Annotated in this window: 13 protein-coding genes; all 13 read right to left on the bottom strand. The window is 58.4% G+C overall.

The genetic code is table 11. From position 1 onward, the window contains the following. The coding region (locus AC3B8H_RS08855; RefSeq protein WP_488441228.1) for a hypothetical protein at window positions 1-194 on the bottom strand (194 nt) is incomplete at its 3' end. A 145-nt stretch (window positions 195-339) separates the two neighbouring features. Further along, on the bottom strand, window positions 340-3,021 hold the full coding sequence (gene tssH, locus AC3B8H_RS08860; RefSeq protein ID WP_488441229.1) for a type VI secretion system ATPase TssH: 2,682 nt from the start codon (window positions 3,019-3,021) through the stop codon (window positions 340-342). 34 nt (window positions 3,022-3,055) lie between these two features. Beyond that, complete coding sequence (tssG, locus tag AC3B8H_RS08865; RefSeq protein ID WP_488441230.1) at window positions 3,056-4,102, bottom strand: type VI secretion system baseplate subunit TssG; 1,047 nt, start codon at window positions 4,100-4,102, stop codon at window positions 3,056-3,058. Next, the gene (gene tssF / locus AC3B8H_RS08870) at window positions 4,084-5,976 is read right to left on the bottom strand and encodes a type VI secretion system baseplate subunit TssF (RefSeq protein WP_488441231.1); all 1,893 of its coding nucleotides are present in this window, start codon (window positions 5,974-5,976) and stop codon (window positions 4,084-4,086) included. Before tssF ends, tssG begins: the two co-directional genes overlap by 19 nt. 3 nt (window positions 5,977-5,979) lie before the next feature. Further along, window positions 5,980-6,483 carry a type VI secretion system baseplate subunit TssE gene (tssE, locus tag AC3B8H_RS08875; RefSeq protein WP_488441232.1) on the bottom strand — a complete coding sequence of 168 codons (504 nt, stop codon included), beginning with the start codon at window positions 6,481-6,483 and terminating at the stop codon, window positions 5,980-5,982. Between the two features lie 11 nt (window positions 6,484-6,494). After that, window positions 6,495-7,289 (bottom strand): type VI secretion system accessory protein TagJ, encoded by a 795-nt coding sequence (locus AC3B8H_RS08880; RefSeq protein WP_488441233.1) that lies wholly within the window; start codon window positions 7,287-7,289, stop codon window positions 6,495-6,497. A gap of 54 nt (window positions 7,290-7,343) precedes the next feature. Continuing rightward, window positions 7,344-7,826, bottom strand: coding sequence for an Hcp family type VI secretion system effector (locus AC3B8H_RS08885; RefSeq protein WP_488441234.1), 483 nt, complete (start codon window positions 7,824-7,826; stop codon window positions 7,344-7,346). A 165-nt stretch (window positions 7,827-7,991) separates the two neighbouring features. Further along, window positions 7,992-9,479 (bottom strand): type VI secretion system contractile sheath large subunit, encoded by a 1,488-nt coding sequence (tssC, locus tag AC3B8H_RS08890; RefSeq protein ID WP_488441235.1) that lies wholly within the window; start codon window positions 9,477-9,479, stop codon window positions 7,992-7,994. Window positions 9,480-9,482: 3 nt separating this feature from the next. Then, window positions 9,483-10,004 carry a type VI secretion system contractile sheath small subunit gene (gene tssB, locus AC3B8H_RS08895; protein WP_488441236.1) on the bottom strand — a complete coding sequence of 174 codons (522 nt, stop codon included), beginning with the start codon at window positions 10,002-10,004 and terminating at the stop codon, window positions 9,483-9,485. Window positions 10,005-10,045: 41 nt separating this feature from the next. Next, entirely contained in the window at window positions 10,046-11,083 is a 1,038-nt protein-coding gene (tssA, locus tag AC3B8H_RS08900; protein ID WP_488441237.1) for a type VI secretion system protein TssA, read from the bottom strand. A gap of 28 nt (window positions 11,084-11,111) precedes the next feature. Then, window positions 11,112-13,409: a CHAT domain-containing protein gene (locus tag AC3B8H_RS08905; RefSeq protein WP_488441238.1), complete on the bottom strand. Its 2,298-nt coding sequence runs from the start codon at window positions 13,407-13,409 to the stop codon at window positions 11,112-11,114. A 334-nt stretch (window positions 13,410-13,743) separates the two neighbouring features. Beyond that, window positions 13,744-15,543, bottom strand: a complete 1,800-nt coding sequence (locus AC3B8H_RS08910) for a ShlB/FhaC/HecB family hemolysin secretion/activation protein (protein ID WP_488441239.1) — start codon at window positions 15,541-15,543, stop codon at window positions 13,744-13,746. A gap of 27 nt (window positions 15,544-15,570) precedes the next feature. Next, window positions 15,571-18,245, bottom strand: a 2,675-nt coding sequence (locus AC3B8H_RS08915; RefSeq protein ID WP_488441240.1) for a beta strand repeat-containing protein, incomplete at its 5' end; no start/stop codon positions are given.

Consider the following 18,245-nt stretch of genomic DNA (forward strand, 5'->3'; position numbering starts at 1 on the left):
TCGCCTCCAGGAGAAATTGCAAGACATGTTGTGTTGCTACCTGCGTCACTTTCTACAATCTTAACATTCACTCCCTCTTGGACACGCGGCACTACTTTATTCGGTGCCAAAGCGCAGCCCATAATGTCAACAATGAAATCACCATTGTTAATAGCGGTTTCAGGGTTTTTTCGAAGCGATGCTAACTTAGACATAACTATACCTTTTCAATTTGTTTTTCTTTAACGAAAACTTAGTGGTAACCGAAGAAAGTTTCGGTAGCGAGAAATTTAGCCACAGGAGATAAAGGAGTACGATAACCCTCCGAATTCCGTTTGAGAGATCAAAAATCCCGTATCTTTATTCAAACCCATACCCAAACTCCCCACCCTCGACCTTGACATGCACCCGCTCGATCGGCGTGCCTTCCATCATCCGGGTCAAAAACTCCTCGCTGATTTTCGGCAACACGGTATTGGTCAGGATCGCGTCTATCATCCGGCCGCCGCTTTCCAGTTCGGTACAGCGGCTGGCGATCAGCTTGATGACCTCGTCGTCGTAGCTGAACGGTACTTTGTGGGATTCCTCGACCCGCTTTTTGATTCGATTGAGCTGCAAGCGGGCGATCGCGCCGATCATTTCGTCGCTGAGCGGGTAGTACGGAATGACAACCAAACGGCCCAACAACGCCGGAGGGAACACCTTCAACAAGGGTTCGCGCAAGGCTTTGGCGATGCCTTCCGGTTCCGGCATCAGATCCGGGTCCTTGCACAGATTCGCGATCAGGTCGGTACCGGCGTTGGTGGTCAGCAGGATCAGGGTGTTCTTGAAATCGATGACCCGGCCCTCGCCGTCTTCCATCCAGCCCTTGTCAAACACCTGGAAGAAGATTTCGTGGACATCTGGATGGGCTTTTTCGACCTCGTCCAGCAATACCACGCTATAAGGCCGGCGCCGCACCGCTTCGGTCAGCACCCCGCCCTCGCCGTAACCGACGTAACCGGGAGGCGCACCTTTCAGCGTGGAAACGGTGTGCGCTTCCTGGTATTCGCTCATGTTGATGGTGATGACGTTTTGCTCGCCGCCGTACAAGGCCTCGGCCAGCGCCAGCGCGGTTTCGGTCTTGCCGACGCCGGAAGTACCGGCCAACATGAACACGCCGATCGGCTTGTTGGGGTTGTCGAGACCGGCGCGCGAGGTCTGGATGCGCTTGGCGATCATTTCCAGCGCGTGGCGTTGGCCGATGATGCGCTGTTCCAGATTGTCCGCCAATTTCAGCACCGTCTCGATTTCGTTTTTGACCATCCGGCCGACCGGAATGCCGGTCCAATCCTGCACCACCGAGGCGACGGCCTGATGATCGACGGTCGGCAGTATTAGCGGCGATTCGCCTTGTTGTTCGTGTAACTGAGCTTGCAAAGCCTTCAGTTCCTCGAGCAACGCGTCGCGATCCTCGCCGCCGGCCTCGGCATCGCTGGCGCCATCGACCGCGTGGCCGGCCGCGCGGAGCTTGCCGCGCAAAGCCAAAATCTTGGCGACCAATTCTTTCTCGATGTTCCAACGCTCTTCCAAACCCACCAAGCGCTCGCGTTCGGCAGCCAGTTTTTCGTTCGCCGATTCCTCCCGCCCCGCCACTTCAACGCCGACGGCTTTCTCGCGGCCGATAATCGCCAATTCGGTTTCCAGCGCGTCGATGCGTTTGCGGCAATCGTCCACTTCGGCCGGTACCGCATGCTGGCTGACGCCGACGCGGGCGCAAGCGGTGTCCAGCAAGCTGACCGCCTTATCCGGCAATTGCCGCGCCGGAATGTAGCGATGCGACAGTTTGACGGCGGCTTCCAGCGCCTCGTCCAGAATCAGGACTTGATGGTGTTTCTCTTGCACCGATACCACGCCGCGCATCATGCCGATGGCTTTGGCTTCGTCGGGTTCGTGAACTTGCACGACTTGAAAGCGGCGGGTCAAGGCCGGATCTTTTTCGATATGCTTTTTGTATTCGGCCCAGGTCGTGGCCGCCACGGTGCGTAGCGCGCCGCGCGCCAATGCCGGTTTCAGCAGGTTGGCGGCGTCGCCGGTCCCCGCCGCGCCACCGGCACCCACCAGCGTATGCGCTTCGTCGATGAACAGAATGATCGGTTTCGGCGAGGCCTGAACTTCTTCGATCACTTGGCGTAGGCGGTTTTCGAATTCGCCCTTCATACTGGCGCCGGCCTGCAATAAGCCGACATCCAAGGTGCGCAAACTGACCTCGCGCAACGACGGCGGCACGTCGCCGGCGACGATTTTCAACGCGAAGCCTTCGACGACGGCGGTCTTGCCGACGCCGGCCTCGCCGGTCAGGATAGGGTTGTTCTGGCGGCGGCGCATCAGAATATCGATGACCTGCCGGATTTCCTCGTCGCGGCCGACGATCGGATCGATTTTGCCGTTGCGAGCCTGTTCGGTCAGATCGACGGTAAACTGCTTCAAGGCCTCTTGCTTGCCCATCGCCGCCGGCGCGATCGCGCCGCTGGCTTCGCCCGGCGTCGCGGCGATATGCGAACCGTCGCTGGCCGCCAAGCCTTCTTCCGGAGAACCGGCGGTGATTTTCGGGAATTCGTCGGTCACGGTATCCGGTTTCAGTTTGTCGAACTCGCGGGAAATACCGATCAATTCGTTGCGCAGCGCCTTGGTTTTCAGCATCCCGATCAGCAAATGGCCGCTACGTACTTGGTTTTCGCCGTATAACAAGGTGCCGTAAACCCAACCGCGCTCGACGCTGTCTTCGATATGCGGCGAGAAGTCGGAAATGGCGGTGGAACCGCGCGGCAGCTTGTCCAGTGCCGCGGTGACTTCCTTGGCGATCACCGAGCCGTCCAGCCCGTAATGCTTGAGCAGACGGTGAATATCGGAGTCCGGCAATTGCAGCAATTGGCTCAACCAATGCACCAGTTCGACATAAGGGTTACCGCGCAATTTGCAAAACACCGTCGCGCTTTCCACGGCTTTGTAGCAAACCTTGTTTAACTTCCCGAACAGCTTGACTCGGCTAATTTCCGCCATCGTTGGTTCCCATAATTATCGTTTTAGGTATCGCTCATCGGGCGCCGACAGCGGCGATGAACGGGTTAAGCGTTAAATCGTCGGCATCGGCGCCGGATGAGCGCGGGCCCAACCACAGGCTCCACCCCAGTTGCCCGCCACCGCGCTCGCCCAAAGCCGCCGGTTGAGCCGGCTGTCCCAAACAGAGCTCGGCCGGCACTTGATCGGCGTGCAAACTCAGTTGAGCATCCCATACCCACTCGTCGCCGGCGTACTGCCGGACGATAGCCACCAATTGCGGCAGCAGGGTCCCGCCAGGCAACAGCGCCAAATACAGAACCAGCGGCAACGGTCCCAGCACGACTCTGAATTTATGCTGGCGAGCGAACACGCTGGCACCGATCACAGCGGACTGTCCTAGCGCGGCAGTGGCCAAACTCAAGCCCAGGCGGGTTTGTTCGCGCGGCTGGATGTCCATCCATTCACCGACGAATTCGGCGATCTGGACCTGAACCCGCAAAACGTCGGAAAGAATAGACCGCAGCCCATCCGGATGCTTGGCTTGGCCGGAAAAATGGCCGGCATAAAATAGCCGGGCCCGATCCGGCAGCGCGTCGCGATCCTGGAATGCCGGGCCGGCCGTGCCTTGCAAGGCCGCCACGTAGAAACCGAAACGGTCGCTCGCGGGTCTGTCGTAGTTCACCTCCGGCCGGGCATTGGCCCAGGCCCGGTAAAACAGCCCGATCATCCGGTGGTGGAACACGTCGACAAAGCGTGCAAAGGTCGGGTCGTGGTGATGACGCAGGCGCTCGCGGGCATACTCGGTCAAATGCAAGGGCAAGGGTCCGTTGGGACCGAACAAACCCATGAAATTCACCGCCAAGCGCGGCTTAGCGCCGTCGGCGTGGTAGCGAGCCACCGTCGAAGCCGGGAATTCCAGTTCCGGCTCCTGCGACAAATGCACCGGATCGTCGGCGGCTTTAACGCTGGTTCCCAGCCGAGGCTTGTCGGGATTGGCGCATTCGATCAAGCGCATCGCCTCGAAAAAATCGAACCGCGACGCATCCTTGATCAATTCGGCCATTAAATCGTGTGCCGACATCCCATCCTCGCTGGCCAACGCGCCACCTCGCCTCTATCGGTACTGCGAATCACGGTTTCGACGAACGAATTGATCGACACGTACCGGCTGAAGAAGCGTTCCAACACCGTACCCAGCAGAAAATAACCGCCTCCCTCGAACGCCGACTCGTCCAATACCACGGTAATTTCCAGTCCGCGGCCAAAGACCATGGGCCCTTTGACATCGATACGCCTGACCACGTTACCGGCGTTGACCGATATCACGCCCTCGATCTGTTTTTTGACAGCCGGCTCGCGCTGATCGGCGTACAGGCTCAATAATTCGCGCAACGCGCCGGCACCGATTTTCGAATCGCTATCAATCAGCGACAGATAATTCAACGATAAATGGTTCACCAAGCGCCAGACCGAGTCCGCTTCGTAGGCCGCCGGCAACGGCCGGGTAGGCCCGACGATGCAGCGCACCGCTTTGACCGGAGCGCTAATCTGCAACGTAAAATCGGTATCGCTCAACCCAACCGGCATCACCAGCGGCAAATCGCGATTGGTGCAGAGCGTCTCCAAACCCAATTGCGCCAAATTGCCGGCGTACGGCGCTTCGGCGGCATCGACCAACGCGACGAAAACCTCGCTGCCGATATAGCTGGAGCGCACGCCCTTACGCCGCTGCCTGGACGACAACACCCGTTTGACCCGCCTGAGCGAATAGAAGGCCGTCTCGCCGTGGCCCTGGTAGGCGGTTTTCGAACCGTAGAAGGGCAGGAAAGCGCGTTCGCTGCCCTGATCCTTGCTATACCCGGTCACCTCGGCAACGCTGTAGACTTCGTAATCCATCGGGCGACTGCGGTCGACGACGATGTGGTATTCGGATTGGCGCTGGTCGATCTGCAATCGATCGGTCCGCTTTGGGAATAAATTGATCGCCGGAGCGCAAAACAAGGCCAGATTGTTTTGATCCAGTACGTTGATCAACTGGGCGTCGCTGCGGTCCAGCAGCACGAACACTTCGAGTTCCTCGCCGTCGCACGTCGCCGCCAGCTCGGCCAAGCCGTCCAACTCGATGAACAGATACCGCTCCGGAAACGCGAAATATTCCTGCAGAATTCGGTAGCCGTCGAACGATCTCGGTGTTTGTTGCAATAAGGCCTCTTCCGGTTCGAAACCCATTCCTCGCACGCATTGGCGACCGCCATCCATATAACGCACCGTGGAACCACTGGCTTGCGCGTGTTTTCCAGCGATGCCGACAACATTGGCCAACAATTGTTCGTAGAGCCGGTAGGGAATGTTGCCGGCACCACGCAGGAACAGCGGCAAGCGGTCGAGCGCGATTTTGTTGAATTTGGCACCGCCCAAGCTGCGTAGCACAATGCGTAACGCCGCCTTGACCGGCGCGGCATATTTGCCGGCCGACAAACCGTGGCTCGAAACCGCCGCCAGGGTCGGTAAATATTCGAGCTGGCCGACCTGTAACGGCAACAATTCCACCGCTTGCGAGGTGCGATATTCGCACGCGGTCTGTTCGCCCTTGGCAATTTGCGAACGCAGCACCGTCCCTTTGGGAATCGTCACGCCGTCGGCCAGGGCCGCTTCGGCAAAATCCGGTTTGAACTCGACCACAGCCATCGACGGCGTTGCCGACAGATAGTGCGGGTAAACGATTTGCAGCAACTGCTGGGTAAAATTGGGAAACTCGGCGTCTACCTTGAGCTGCACCCGCGCCGCCATAAAGGCGAAGCCTTCGAACAAGCGTTCGACATAGGGATCGGAGCATTCGAACGTGTCCAGACCCAAGCGGCTGGCAATCTTGGGATATTCGGCCGCGAATTCGGCACCGACCTCGCGCACGTATTGCAGCTCGCGGTTGTAATATTTCAGCAACTTGGGGTCCATCGCCTAACCGTCCCAATCTTTCACGGTGATCTCCCCGGTTTCCAAATCCAGATCGCTCCGGATATATAAATGCACGGGTAGCGGTTGCGCCCACAAGTCGCCTTCTATCCGAAACGACAGGGCTTTATTGCTCATTTGTTCGCTGTCCTTGATCAATTCGACGCTGAGGCTGTCGGCCAAAATCCGCGGCTCGAAGTGAGCGATGGCTAACTTAACCTTGGTTTCGACCTTACGCACGTCAATGCCGGTCACCGCCACGCCGGAAAACACCGGCGAACCGAAATTGATCACCGAACGCGCGGCGTGCGGCACCTCGGACAAATCCATCATGCTCTCCAGCGCGGCGGTGTTGAGTAACCAGCTCAAATCGCGCAACACGCTTTGCCGCAACTGGCGTAACGACATCACCCGCTGTTCGCGCGCCTCGCTCCGGTTCTCCGGCGCCTCGTCGGTCAGGCGATCCAGCAACGAAGGCTGCAGGCGCTCGGAGTGCAACAATTCGGCCATTTCGTTTGCGCCTACTCGCCAGTCATTTCGATGACGCGCAAATCCAGCAAGGCGTAATCGTCGACATCGGTGGCCAACAGACGTTGCCCAATTCCGTGAACGATGCCGTCGGCAACCGGCTGCCAGTCGGTCAGGCGCGACAGGCGTAATCGCGGGTCGTCACAGGCGTCCGAACCGGAATAGCGGGTCGGAATCAAACCGTCCGCTTCGCCGCCATTGACCCAGGTAAAGTGGGCCGGAACCCAAACCAAATCGCGCAAATCCGTGGGCGGCTCCAACTGAATCTTGCCGATTTGCATAAAAGGGATCCAGTAATAGCGACCATTGACAATCGCCTCCAAGCATGGTCCCAGCCGGCTATCGGCATCGGCGATCCAGGCGAACGGCGTACCGTCGACACTGCCCGAGGTAGCCGGCGCCAGTTCCATGGCCTGGGCGCGCATCTCGACGGCCTGTTGGTAATTGCCGTGATTTTCCAACTTTAGCGCTTCCAGCAACAAAGCCAGCCATTCCCGCGGCTCGCCAAAAATCAGTGGTGTTTTCAAGCTGGCGAAAACATCCTTGCGCAATGCCTCGCATTGCAATACTTGTTCGTAAGTGCCGACCATCAGCAGGGTGGACTTGTCCAGATCCCGTAACACGTTCAATTGGGTCAGGGCTTTGTCCCATTGACCGATCAGGCAATAAAGCTGAAACAGCAAGATGCGGGATTTAGGCTCCGCGGGGTTTTGCCGGATGAGTTGTTGCGTGTTCCGCAACGCCTCGTCCAAGTCGCCGTCGGCAATCAAGCGTGAAACGTCCTGCATGGATGACTCCAGAAAATGGAAAAACCCCGGCGGAGAACCGCCGGGGGAAGGCCCTTATACGGTTTCGTTGGCTTTGACGCTCCAACCTTTGAACGCGCCGGTAATCGGTGCCTCGCCTTCGCCGAACGAGTTGTATTTCATTTTGATTTCATTGAAATTAATGGAAATATTCTCGTGCGGACGATCGCCGCCGCTACCTTGGCTGTAACTGCTGATAATCGCGTCCGCCAGCTCGATTTCCAGGTAAACCTGGCCCTTGGCATCGCTGCCGCCGGTTTGGATGAAGTGAATGGTGGCAGTGCCCAAACTTTTGCCGCAAATGGCTTGCATCCACAAGTCCACGGACGCCACGTCCATGCTTTTCGCTATCGTTACTTCCGAGAACGATGGATTGCTGGTATCGCGATCCTTACCGCCGCCGCTTTGCGAAATCGCGCGGCCGACGCCCATGCTCAAGCTGTCCAGCGTAATCCAGTCGGTGTGGCCGGCTACGGTGCTGTCGCCTTTAATTTCGGTTGCGAATTTTAATAAAATCATGGTGCTCTCCTTTCCGATCAAGTTTTAAGAAAAAATTTAGCGGGTATCGTTACCCTGGGATTTATAGCCCCGGCGCACCGGGATATATAAAACATCTGTCCGCTGGCGGCGGCCCAAGCAGCCGGGCGCCGCCAACGCATACCTAGCTCGGTTCGCCAAACCGGTCTAACCCTTCTGCGACGGTAATTTAGAGGTCAAACGCAAGGACACCGTCAACCCTTCCAATTGATAATGCGGCCGCAAAAAGAACTTGGACTGATAGTAACCCGGGTTGCCCTCCACTTCCTCGACGACCACCTCCGCGCCCGCCAACGGCCGGCGCGCCTTGTCTTTTTCGGTGGCCACCGCCGGATTGGTCAACACGTACTGGCTGATCCAAGTGTTCAGCCAAGCTTGCATGTCTTGACGCTCCTTGAACGAGCCGACTTTATCGCGGACGATGCACTTCAGATAATGCGCAAAGCGGCAAGTCGCGAACAAATACGGCAAGCGGGCCGCCAAATTGGCGTTGGCGGTGGCATCGGGATCCTGGTATTCAAACGGTTTTTGCAAGGACTGCGCGCCGATGAATGCCGCGAAATCAGTATTTTTCTTGTGCAGCAACGGCATGAAGCCGCTTTTCGCCAATTCGGCCTCGCGTCGGTCGGTGATTGCGATTTCGGTAGGGCATTTCATATCGACGCCACCGTCATCGGTCGGGAACGAGTGCACCGGGAGGCCTTCGACCGCGCCGCCGGACTCGATGCCGCGAATTTGCGAACACCAGCCATACAGTTTGAACGAACGGTTGATGTTGACCGCCATTGCGTAGGCGGCGTTGGCCCAGGTGTATTTGCTGCTGTCGGCGCCGGACGTATCCTCTTCGAAATCGAACTCCTCTACCGGATCGGTTTTCGAACCGTAAGGCAAACGACTCAGAAAGCGCGGCATCGCCAGGCCGATGTAGCGAGAATCCTCGGACTCCCGCAACGAGCGCCAGGCGGCGTATTCCGGGGTTTGAAAAATCTTGGTCAAATCGCGAGGATTGGCGAGCTCCGACCAGCTTTCCATCTGCAACACCGAAGGCGCGACGCCGGAAATGAACGGCGCGTGCGCCGCGGCACTGACTTTGGCCATTTCCCCCAACAGCTCGACATCTTGCGGGCTGTGGTCGAAGTGGTAGTCGCCCACCAAGCAGCCGAAGGGTTCGCCGCCAAAAGTGCCGTATTCCTCTTCGTACATCTTTTTAAACAAGGGGCTTTGATCCCAAGCGGTACCCTTGAATTTTTTCAGAGTTTTGCCTAACTCGTTTTTCGAGATGTTCAACACCTTGATTTTTAACATCTCGTCGGTTTCGGTGTTGTTCACCAAATAGTGTAGACCGCGCCAGGCGCCTTCCAATTTTTGAAAATCCGGGTGGTGCAGAACCAGATTGAGCTGCTCGGTGATTTTTTGATCCAAGCCGGCAATGATGGCCTGGATACTCTTGATCGCATCGTCGGAGACCTTGGTGACATCCTGTAACGCGTATTGAGCCAACGTGCCTACCGCGGTATTGACTTGGCTGGCGGCTTCGGTGCCCGGCTTGAATTCCTTCGCCAACAGCGCCGAAAAGTCGTCCAACTCCAGAGTTTGCGTTGCGCCTTGCGCGGCTTGATTTTCCAATTCGGCCATGACTTAACCCTCGCTGCCTTCGCCGGCGGCATCCGCCGGTTTGGCCGACGCGGCCAACGTTTGCAACAGTGCCGGATCGTTGATCAATTTGGCAATTAATTCTTCCGCGCCGGTCTTGCCGTCCATATAGGTGATCAGATTGGACAATTGGGTGCGGGCTTCGACGATTTTATCCAGACCGGCGACCCGTTTGGCGACGGCGGCCGGCGAGAAGTCGTCCATGCTTTCGAACGTGATATCGACGTTCAGGTTGCCCTCGCCGGTCAAGGTGTTCGCCACCTGGAAAGCCACGCGCGGCTTCATCGATTTCAAGCGCTCGTTGAAATTATCCACATCGATTTCCAACAACTTGCGATCGGCCACGGGCGCCAGCGGCTCGGACGGCTTGCCGGACAAATCGGACATCACGCCCATCACGAACGGTAACTGCACCTTCTTTTCCGAGCCGTACAACTCGACGTCGTACTCGATCTGGACCCGGGGCGCCCGGTTCCTTTGAATAAACTTTTGACTGCTTTCTGCCATGATATTCTCCGCTTGAGATAGGTAACGACTACAAAAAAGGTTTAGTGAGGATCGGGGCCTTTCAGCGCTTCAATATGCGTCAGGGCATCCGGCATCAAATTTAGGACAATTTCGCGAAAATCGGCGGTCACCAGGTGTTTTGCCCGCAATAACAAAATCGGCACCGGGCTGGAGGGTTCGTTCTCCGCGTAATATTTGCAAATCAAATCCAGCGATTTCAATACATCCTGGCGCGTCGCTATTTCACCGACCCCCGCCTTGGGTTTGGCCGATACCCGGACCGTGTCACCGCTTTCAGCCGCTTCTTCCACAACGTCTTCGCTTTCAGGCTCGGCTTGATTTACCAAGCGACTGCCGGCGAATTGCTCGAAAAAATGCCGGATTTCCTTAAACAAGGCTTTGACCGCGCTAAAACTAGCCGCCTGGCTGTTGCCCACTCGATCGACGACGGCGGCATCCAAGCGATCCAATAGCGCCATGCTGTCGTTGATGGCTTGATAATTGGCCGTCAGTTCCTCGAGGTCGACATCCAGAAACGCCGCGTTGATCGCGCTGATTTCCGGTTTGGTCTGGCCGGCCGGAAGGTCGAGCTTGTCGGTGGCGTATTGCATATCTCGCAAACAAAACCGGCCCACCGACTTAGACTCAACCAACAGGGTCTGACTCAAGGGCCGCAACACCCAATCGAAATTGTTCAGCTCTTCAATGATGTTGATCCTGAGGGTGGGATCGAGTCCGTCGTCGGGATCGAGTTGGGGATGCAGGTGCTCCCAGTAGCGATCTATCCACTCGGCCAATAAATTTAAGCCGTCTCGAAAGCCGCGCACGCCTTCGGTCGGGATCAGACAGCGGATCAAGTATAGGACGACCTGTAAATCCTTGGAGCGCCCCAGCAAGGCCAAAGCATCCTTCTGCACTTGCCGCCAGTTGGGCGGCATGGCTTTTTCGCCGGAAAATTGATTCTCCGGGGTTCCGAGAATATCGGTATCAAGCGCCACTCGCGCGTTGTCGTATTCCAGATTGTCGCCGCAAGGGTTGGCGGCGGATATCTCGTCCAGCAAACCGGATAAATCGGCCATGGCTCAGTCGTGCTCCTGTTAGGGTCGGTTATTGCCAACCGCCGATCAAAATGAAAGGCGACCAAAAAAACGGGTGTTTAAAACGTTTGGACTTGATCATCGCGATCTGCGCCTGGCGCATCGCTTCCGCCTTATTCAAGGAATTGCCCAAACCGTCGTAAAACAAATGCATGAACTCGGTGGCGGCCTGATCGTTGATCGACCACAGACTGCCGACCGCGCTTAATACGTTACTCTTGACCGCCAAGCCGCTGAAGCCGAGCAGCATCCGGTCGTCGCCCTCCGCGGTTTCGCAGGCGCTCAGCGTCAATAAATCGATAGGTTCGCTTTTTAAGCGATCGGCCCCCAAACTGCCCTCGAAATCCAGCAAGGTCAGATTCTGATCGTAAGCCATCACGAAACTTTCCTTGGCATTTTTGCCGAAATAACCGTGCGAAGCGATATGAACCTTGGCGTAGTCGCCGGTTTCTATATCCCGCTTCAGCGCCGAGGCGGTGAATTGGTTGTTCAGCAACATCGTGCTGTTCTGCCGTTGCGCGACCGAATCGATTTCCCGTTCGATATTCGGCAAACTCAATTCCTCGACCAAGCGCGACCGGTCCATGGCCTTCCGCGCGGCATCGGCGGAAGTATTGCCGCTCAAACCGATCAAACGTTCGACGACGTTGTCGGGCAGCGTATCGATCGCCGCGCCGTCCGGCCGACTTAAACCGGCGACCAGAGCCCGTAAATTCTTCCTTTTCCCGACCTGCTTGTCCCAGTTTTGAAACGTCAAGCCGGGCAAGGTCACGATTGCGTATTGTTCGACCAAAAACCGGCCGCCATCCTGTAACACCGAGTACGGCACCGCCCGCAAATTGCGGTCCGGCACGTAGAGCAGCAATTTCGCGCCGGCGGCCGCGACATCGTTGGCGATCGGTTCGAACAGCCACTGGTAAAGCTGTTTTGCCGCAGCCCGGTAATCCTTGCCGGCATGCAGGCGTTGGGTCAGGATTTGCGCCTGTTCCCGCACCCGCTCGGCCGACACCGGCACGCTGCGTCGCACAATCAGCGGGCCGTGCTTCATCAATAACTCCAGCCTGTCGGTCAGCAAGATCGGGTAAACGATCACGGTTTCCGGAAACGCCAGCTCTCGCCAATCGTCCCGGGTTTGCGCCGAGATCGAACATCGTCCCAAAAAAAAGTCCTGCAAATCGGCTTCCTTGATGGCTTCCATGCTGGACATTGCCTTGTTCAGCGCCTGTTGCTCGGAATCGCCGGTACCGGCCTGCCGCAACAACAAATCGACGTAGCCACGGTGCAGCGGATCGATCACGGTATCGATCGCGCTACGGCCATCCGGCAGATTGATCGGCAAATCGCCCCGTATCGCCAACAAGTCGTTCACCGCCTGTTCGTAGGCGCGTAGCGCCGCTAGGTGTTGTCCCAAGCGCAGCAACAAATCGCCTTGCAGTGCTTCAAGTTCGGCCAGCAATTCCAGGTAGCGTCGATCTCCGGCCAAGGCCAACGCCTGCTCGGTCAATGCCAGAGCCTCGCGATCGCGGTTTTGCTGGCGATACAATCTGGCCATCCCGAACAAGGCTTCGACCCGCATGCGCGGCGGCGGGTTAGCCACCGCCAACACCTTGTCCAGCAAGGCATGCGCCGCGCCAATCCAGGCCGAACCGTCGCCCGGCGCCGCCTCGGCCAGTAAGGCATCGGCGATTTTTAACCGCAGCTTCGCCGCCGAAAAATCGTTCGGCAAACGATCAATTCTGGCGGCCAGCTCAAGCAGGTCGGCAATTCGACCGCTTTTACCTTCGCCCGCCGCCGTCCGGTTCAACGCTACGCTCAAAAGCAGCGGGCTGTTGCCCTGGCTCCGTAAAGCCGCTTCGGCCTGATCGGCGTATTGCAATGCTTGCTGACGATCGCCGCCGGCCAACGCCAGTTCGCTCAAATAGAGCCCAACCAATCCGCGCAAATATTCCGGCCCGGCTTCCGCATTCCGATAAGCGGCTTTCAGCAACGGTTCGGCGGCCTCTTTATTGTTCAACAAGAACAAGTTGTAGCCCGCCGCCGCCTCGACCGCCGCCAACAAACCGGTATCGACTTTTGCATCGACCGACGCTTGCAACGCCGCGTCGAACTGTTGTTGCGCCGCCGGCAACTCGCCGTAGTCGCGCAGTCGCTCGCCTTGCAAGACCACCGCTCGAATCTCGGCTGCCGTAGCCGGCTCGGACGCCGGTGTCTCGGCCGACGCGGCATTTCCGATCGCCACGCCCAGCGCCAGTAACGTCATGGCAATCAAGTCTAGCCGCATTTGCGCTTCTAGCATTAAATTTGGCACATGGATTTCCTCGTCTTGGATTGGCCGTGGTTGAACCGGATTTCCGGCAAACGATACCGCTGAAATTCGACCGATCCGACCACCCAATCCGTCAATAACCGATCTCGCTTTCGTCGTACCGGCATCGAGGTTGGCATCTCCGACCAGCTATAGATGTCAACAAGCGTGCCAACCGCGAATACACCGAACTATCTTTCGATAACGACTTGTTCTTAAAAGCGTTTAATTAAAATCGCGCCGAACTCCGGGCATCCGAACCGCCGTTCGCCGGCCGAAATCGGCACGAAATGTCGTAACGCATGCGACATATCGCCAGCGCCTCGGGTCGATTTCGTTAAAAAACGTTGAAATTGACCCGAAAATGGATGCCGTCGTCTTGAATACTGTGGCTGGTGCGCTGCCGATTCGGCACCGGCGTAAATGCGTGCGCCCAATAAAACTCTGTAGTCAAACCCCGAAATTGCCACTGCAAGCCGATACCGGCCGAATACAGGTAGTGCGTGGACGGCCGGGCATTGGTGGCGGTCGGGCTGTCCCAAGCGCCGCCGTATTGGATAAACGGCACCAGATGCAGGCCGTCGCGGCCGCCGCCATCCAGATAGAGCGGATATTTGATTTCGGCGCCGACATTGAAGCCGTTATCGCGCACGTAGGTGTTTTCCCGATAACCTCTGACGGTATACGCGCCGCCCAACGCGTAACGTTCCAAGTTCAGCAGCGGCTTATCGGCCAGCTGAATGTTTGCCTTGACCAACAGCGCCGCGCCGTTCTCCAACAGCTTCACCGAAAACAAACTCTGGCCCAACCAGCTAAAGAATTGACCGCTGGGTAGTCCCGGCCGGTTGGTCGTCGCGCCCAACATATCCAGACCGACATTGAAGGTGGACCAAAACACCCATCCGGCGTCATCGCCGCGATGCGAAAAATGCTGGGCAATTCGCATGACGCTGGCTTGGGTCGCGCAACCCAAGCCTTCGCCGCCGGAAATCGGTTGGCAAGTGTTGCTGACTTGGCTGCGATTTTCGCGAAACGCCATGTTCACGCTGAATGTCAGGTCGTCGTTAAAACGCCGATAGACCGGATGGCTGAGCCCGGCCTCGAAGCCAACGATGTGGTTGGTAATATTTAATGTCTCCAGCGGCGGCTCGACGATGCTGCTGTAGGTGTCGCTGTAGCGAAAACTGGCTCGCAAGTCGCGCGCGGTCAACGGCAGACTGATCCCGGTGCTGTAACCCTGCACGCCCTCGTTGACGATAAACTGGCCGTCGATCCGTTCGCCGAGCGTCAACAGATTATCCACCCAACCGCCGACCCGTCCGGTATAGGCGCCCACGGCCGGCGTTTGGTAATCGTCGGCGCCCAGATATAGCTGGTAGGGCCTGGCCCGCTCCACTCGCAAATCCAGAATCGCCTCGCCCAGCTTTTCCCCCGGCACCAAGCGGCCGTTCAGTTGCTGAATCAGCGGGTCGGCCAGCAATTGCCGATAACTGTCTTGCAAATCCTCGACCCTTAACGGCTCGCCGGCCCCAACCAGCAGGCGATCCCGCAAATACCCCTCGCGCAAGCGCTGTTGCCCGCTCTGCCGAACTTCGGTCAAGCGCCCTTCGACAATATTCAGGCGCAGCACCCCGTCTGCCAGCGACTGGCTCGCCAGCACGGCGCCGGAATTGATATAACCGTGATCGATGTAGTATTGGCTGACCGCGCGGCGCAGCATTTCGATCTCGGCGGCGCCAATCGGACGCTGTAAAAAGCCAGCCGCAACGCTCTGCAGCTCAATGTCTTCAAAAACGGTATTGCCTTCGAAAATGACCCGATGCAGCTCGACGCTGCCGCCGGTCGCGGCCGGGGCACCGGATTTGGGCAATGTCGGCAACACGAAACCGCCACCGGTTGCCGGCCGCTCCGGTTCGGCCAAGGTCGGTTGCCGGGACTTGGTCGGGTCGGCATTCACCTGCGGCGGTTCTTCCGCCATCGTCCCGGCCGCGAAAGCGGCAATCACTAGTCCGACCCCCAAGCGGCGAGACCAAACCGGATGTCGCATAGCGAACGCCGCCTCGGCTTTCAACCCGTCGGAGCCGACATCCCGCGCCAGCCTTGCCGTGCTTCGTACCCAGCCGGTGTTCCCCACCATTCCAAACTCCCGCCACATCACCATGGGTTAGGCCTTACCGCAAGAGCGGCCGTTCGAATGAGCGCCGAAGGCCACGTTTAAGCGCTCGGCGGCGGCCAAACTCAGCGAGAGCGGCGTATCGCCGAATACCGAAAACGGCAGAATTTGCTCGTAGGCCAGCACCACGCCGTTGCTTTGTTTAAATTCCAGCGAACTGCCGGTACCGCAGGGATCGTTGGGAACATCGGGCAAATCCACCGGCTTGGCTACGATGGAAACATCGACGTTGACCAAATTGCCGGGCTGCCCACTTTGGAAACCGTTGACAAACAGGTTCAACCCGGCGGCCGGCGTCCAATCGGAACGGGTACTGCCGGCCGGCGCCAAATAACCCTGGTATTGCGGATTGGCTTTGATCGCTTTCAAATTGTCGGCCTGTACCCAAAGTTTTCCTGTCTCGCTGCCGAGGATATTGCCGTAATCGCCCGCTTCCGGCAGCCGATAGTAGACCTCGTTTTTTACGCCCAAATCGCCGTGAACCCAAACCGTCGTACCGCCGCCTGAAAAAATCACTTGGGTGATTTGCAATGGGGTACCGATGTTCATCGCCGCCGGACTATATATCCGCGCGCCGGCCAAAATCAGTTGCACCGCTTGCAGCGTCAGGCCGCTATCGGCCCTACCGGTCAAACTGCCGGAAATCAGGATGTTGTTACCCGCTTGCAACAGCGCGGCGTTCGCGCGGCCGCCGATGTCGATATCGCCGCCGGCGATGATGTCTCCGTCAATGATGCCGGAACTGACAACGTTGCCGCCGGCACTGACTCGACCGTCCAACGTGCCGGTATTTTCGACATTGCCGCCGGCCGTTGTGCGCCCGCCAATGGTCCCGCTGTTGACGATATTGCCGGGCGCGCTGGTATCGCCGGCGATCCGGCCGGCATTGACGATGTTGTAGGCGCCACCGGCCGGTGGCGCCGCCATCGTCAACGCGGCATTGTCCGTGTCGCCCGTGGTCTCGGGCGCCCCGTCTCCGACTAACGCCAAGCCGCCGATACGCCCGCCTTCGGCATTGGTCAAATCGCCGGCCTTGGCCCAGGCCTGGCCGCCGATACGGCCGGCATTGACTAAGTAACTGGCGGCTTCGGCATTGCCGTCGATTTCAACGTCGGCATCCGCGACGATGCCGCGATTGTTCAGCAGATAACCACCCCGCGCCACGGCATCGCCGCCTATGCTGCCGTCGTTGGTCAAGTTGCCGGCGGCGGTAGCGTCGCCACCGATGCCGCCGCGATTGTCGATATCGGTAGCGTTTTGGCTTTCCGCGCCTTCCTTGATCGTACCGGTATTCAGCAAGCCGATGCGGCTACCGTCGGCTTCGACCGCGATTAACAGCGCTTGACTGTCGGAACCGGCCGCCTCCGCCCGACCGTTGATCGTGCCGGAATTGGTCATTTTGCCGCCGGCCACCGCATCCCCGTCCAGCCGGCCGGAGTTAGTCAACGCTCCGCCGGCCTGACCGCCGCCGCGAATTCGGCCGGCATTGCTCAAATCGCGGCCGGCTTCCGCGGCACCGGTAATATCGCCATCGGCTTGGCTGACAATATCCCGATCGGCGGAGATGCCGCCGGCCTGGATTGTGCCGTTATTGAACGCGTCCCGACCGGCTTGAATTCCGCTGCCGACCACGCCGCCGGTCCGGTTGTCGACATCGCGATCGGCCCAGGCCTTACCCAAGATCGTACCTGAATTGATCAGGTCGTTGCCGGCGCCGGCATCGCCGCCAATTTGGCCGGCATTATCGATGTCGGCGGCATTAGCATTGCCGGCAATGCTTCCGGAATTGGTCAGCGAACTCGCGGCGCTAGCAAACCCGCCGACGCTACCGCTGTTGGTTAACGCGCCCGCGGCGGCAATCGCGGCGGCGCCGATCGTGCCAGAGTTGACTAGATCGCTACCGGCGGCGGCCGCGCCACCGATGTCGCCGGCGCTAACAAGTGTCGTCCCGGCGCTGGCGCTACCGTTGATTGAACCGGTCGCGGCATTGGTCAGCGCGCCTGCCGTAGCCGTGGCATTTCCGCCAACGCTGCCGGCGTTGGCCAACGTACCGGTCGTCGCGCTGGCGCTGCCGCCTATCGTGCCATCGTTGGTCAAGTCGCTTCCGGCGCTAGCCGAACCCGAAATAGAGGCGCCGGATTCGTTGACCAAGGTCGTTCCAGCCACCGCGCTACTTAGCATCGAGCCTTGATTGAGCAAGGCCCCACCGCTATCGCCCGCCCCGTGTATGCTGCCGCTGTTGCTCAAATCGGCGCCGGTATGCGCGGTACCGGAAATACTGCCTCGATTCGTCAAATTGCCGACCGACGCGGCGTTTCCGCCGATATTTCCGCCATCGTTTTCCAAGGTTGCGCCGGCCTCGACGTTACCGGAAATTGTTCGGCTGGCGGCATTCAACACGCTGCCGCTTGCGTTTACGTCCCCAGTAATGGAACCCTCGTTAGCCAAATTCCGGCCCACCGTCACGCTGCCGACGATAGTTCCCAAATTGTCAATATCGCCGCCGTTTTGAGTTTCCGCGCCACCGTCGATTCGGCCCGCCGAGTTATTGGTCAGCGCAACGGCACCATTCAGACTGCCGCCAATATTCGCCGTCGCCTTGCCGGTCACGGTACCGCTATTGTCCAATCCCGCCCCGGCGCTGGCATCGCCGTCAATTTCTCCAC

This window comes from Methylomonas sp. BG-2 (assembly GCF_057766305.1).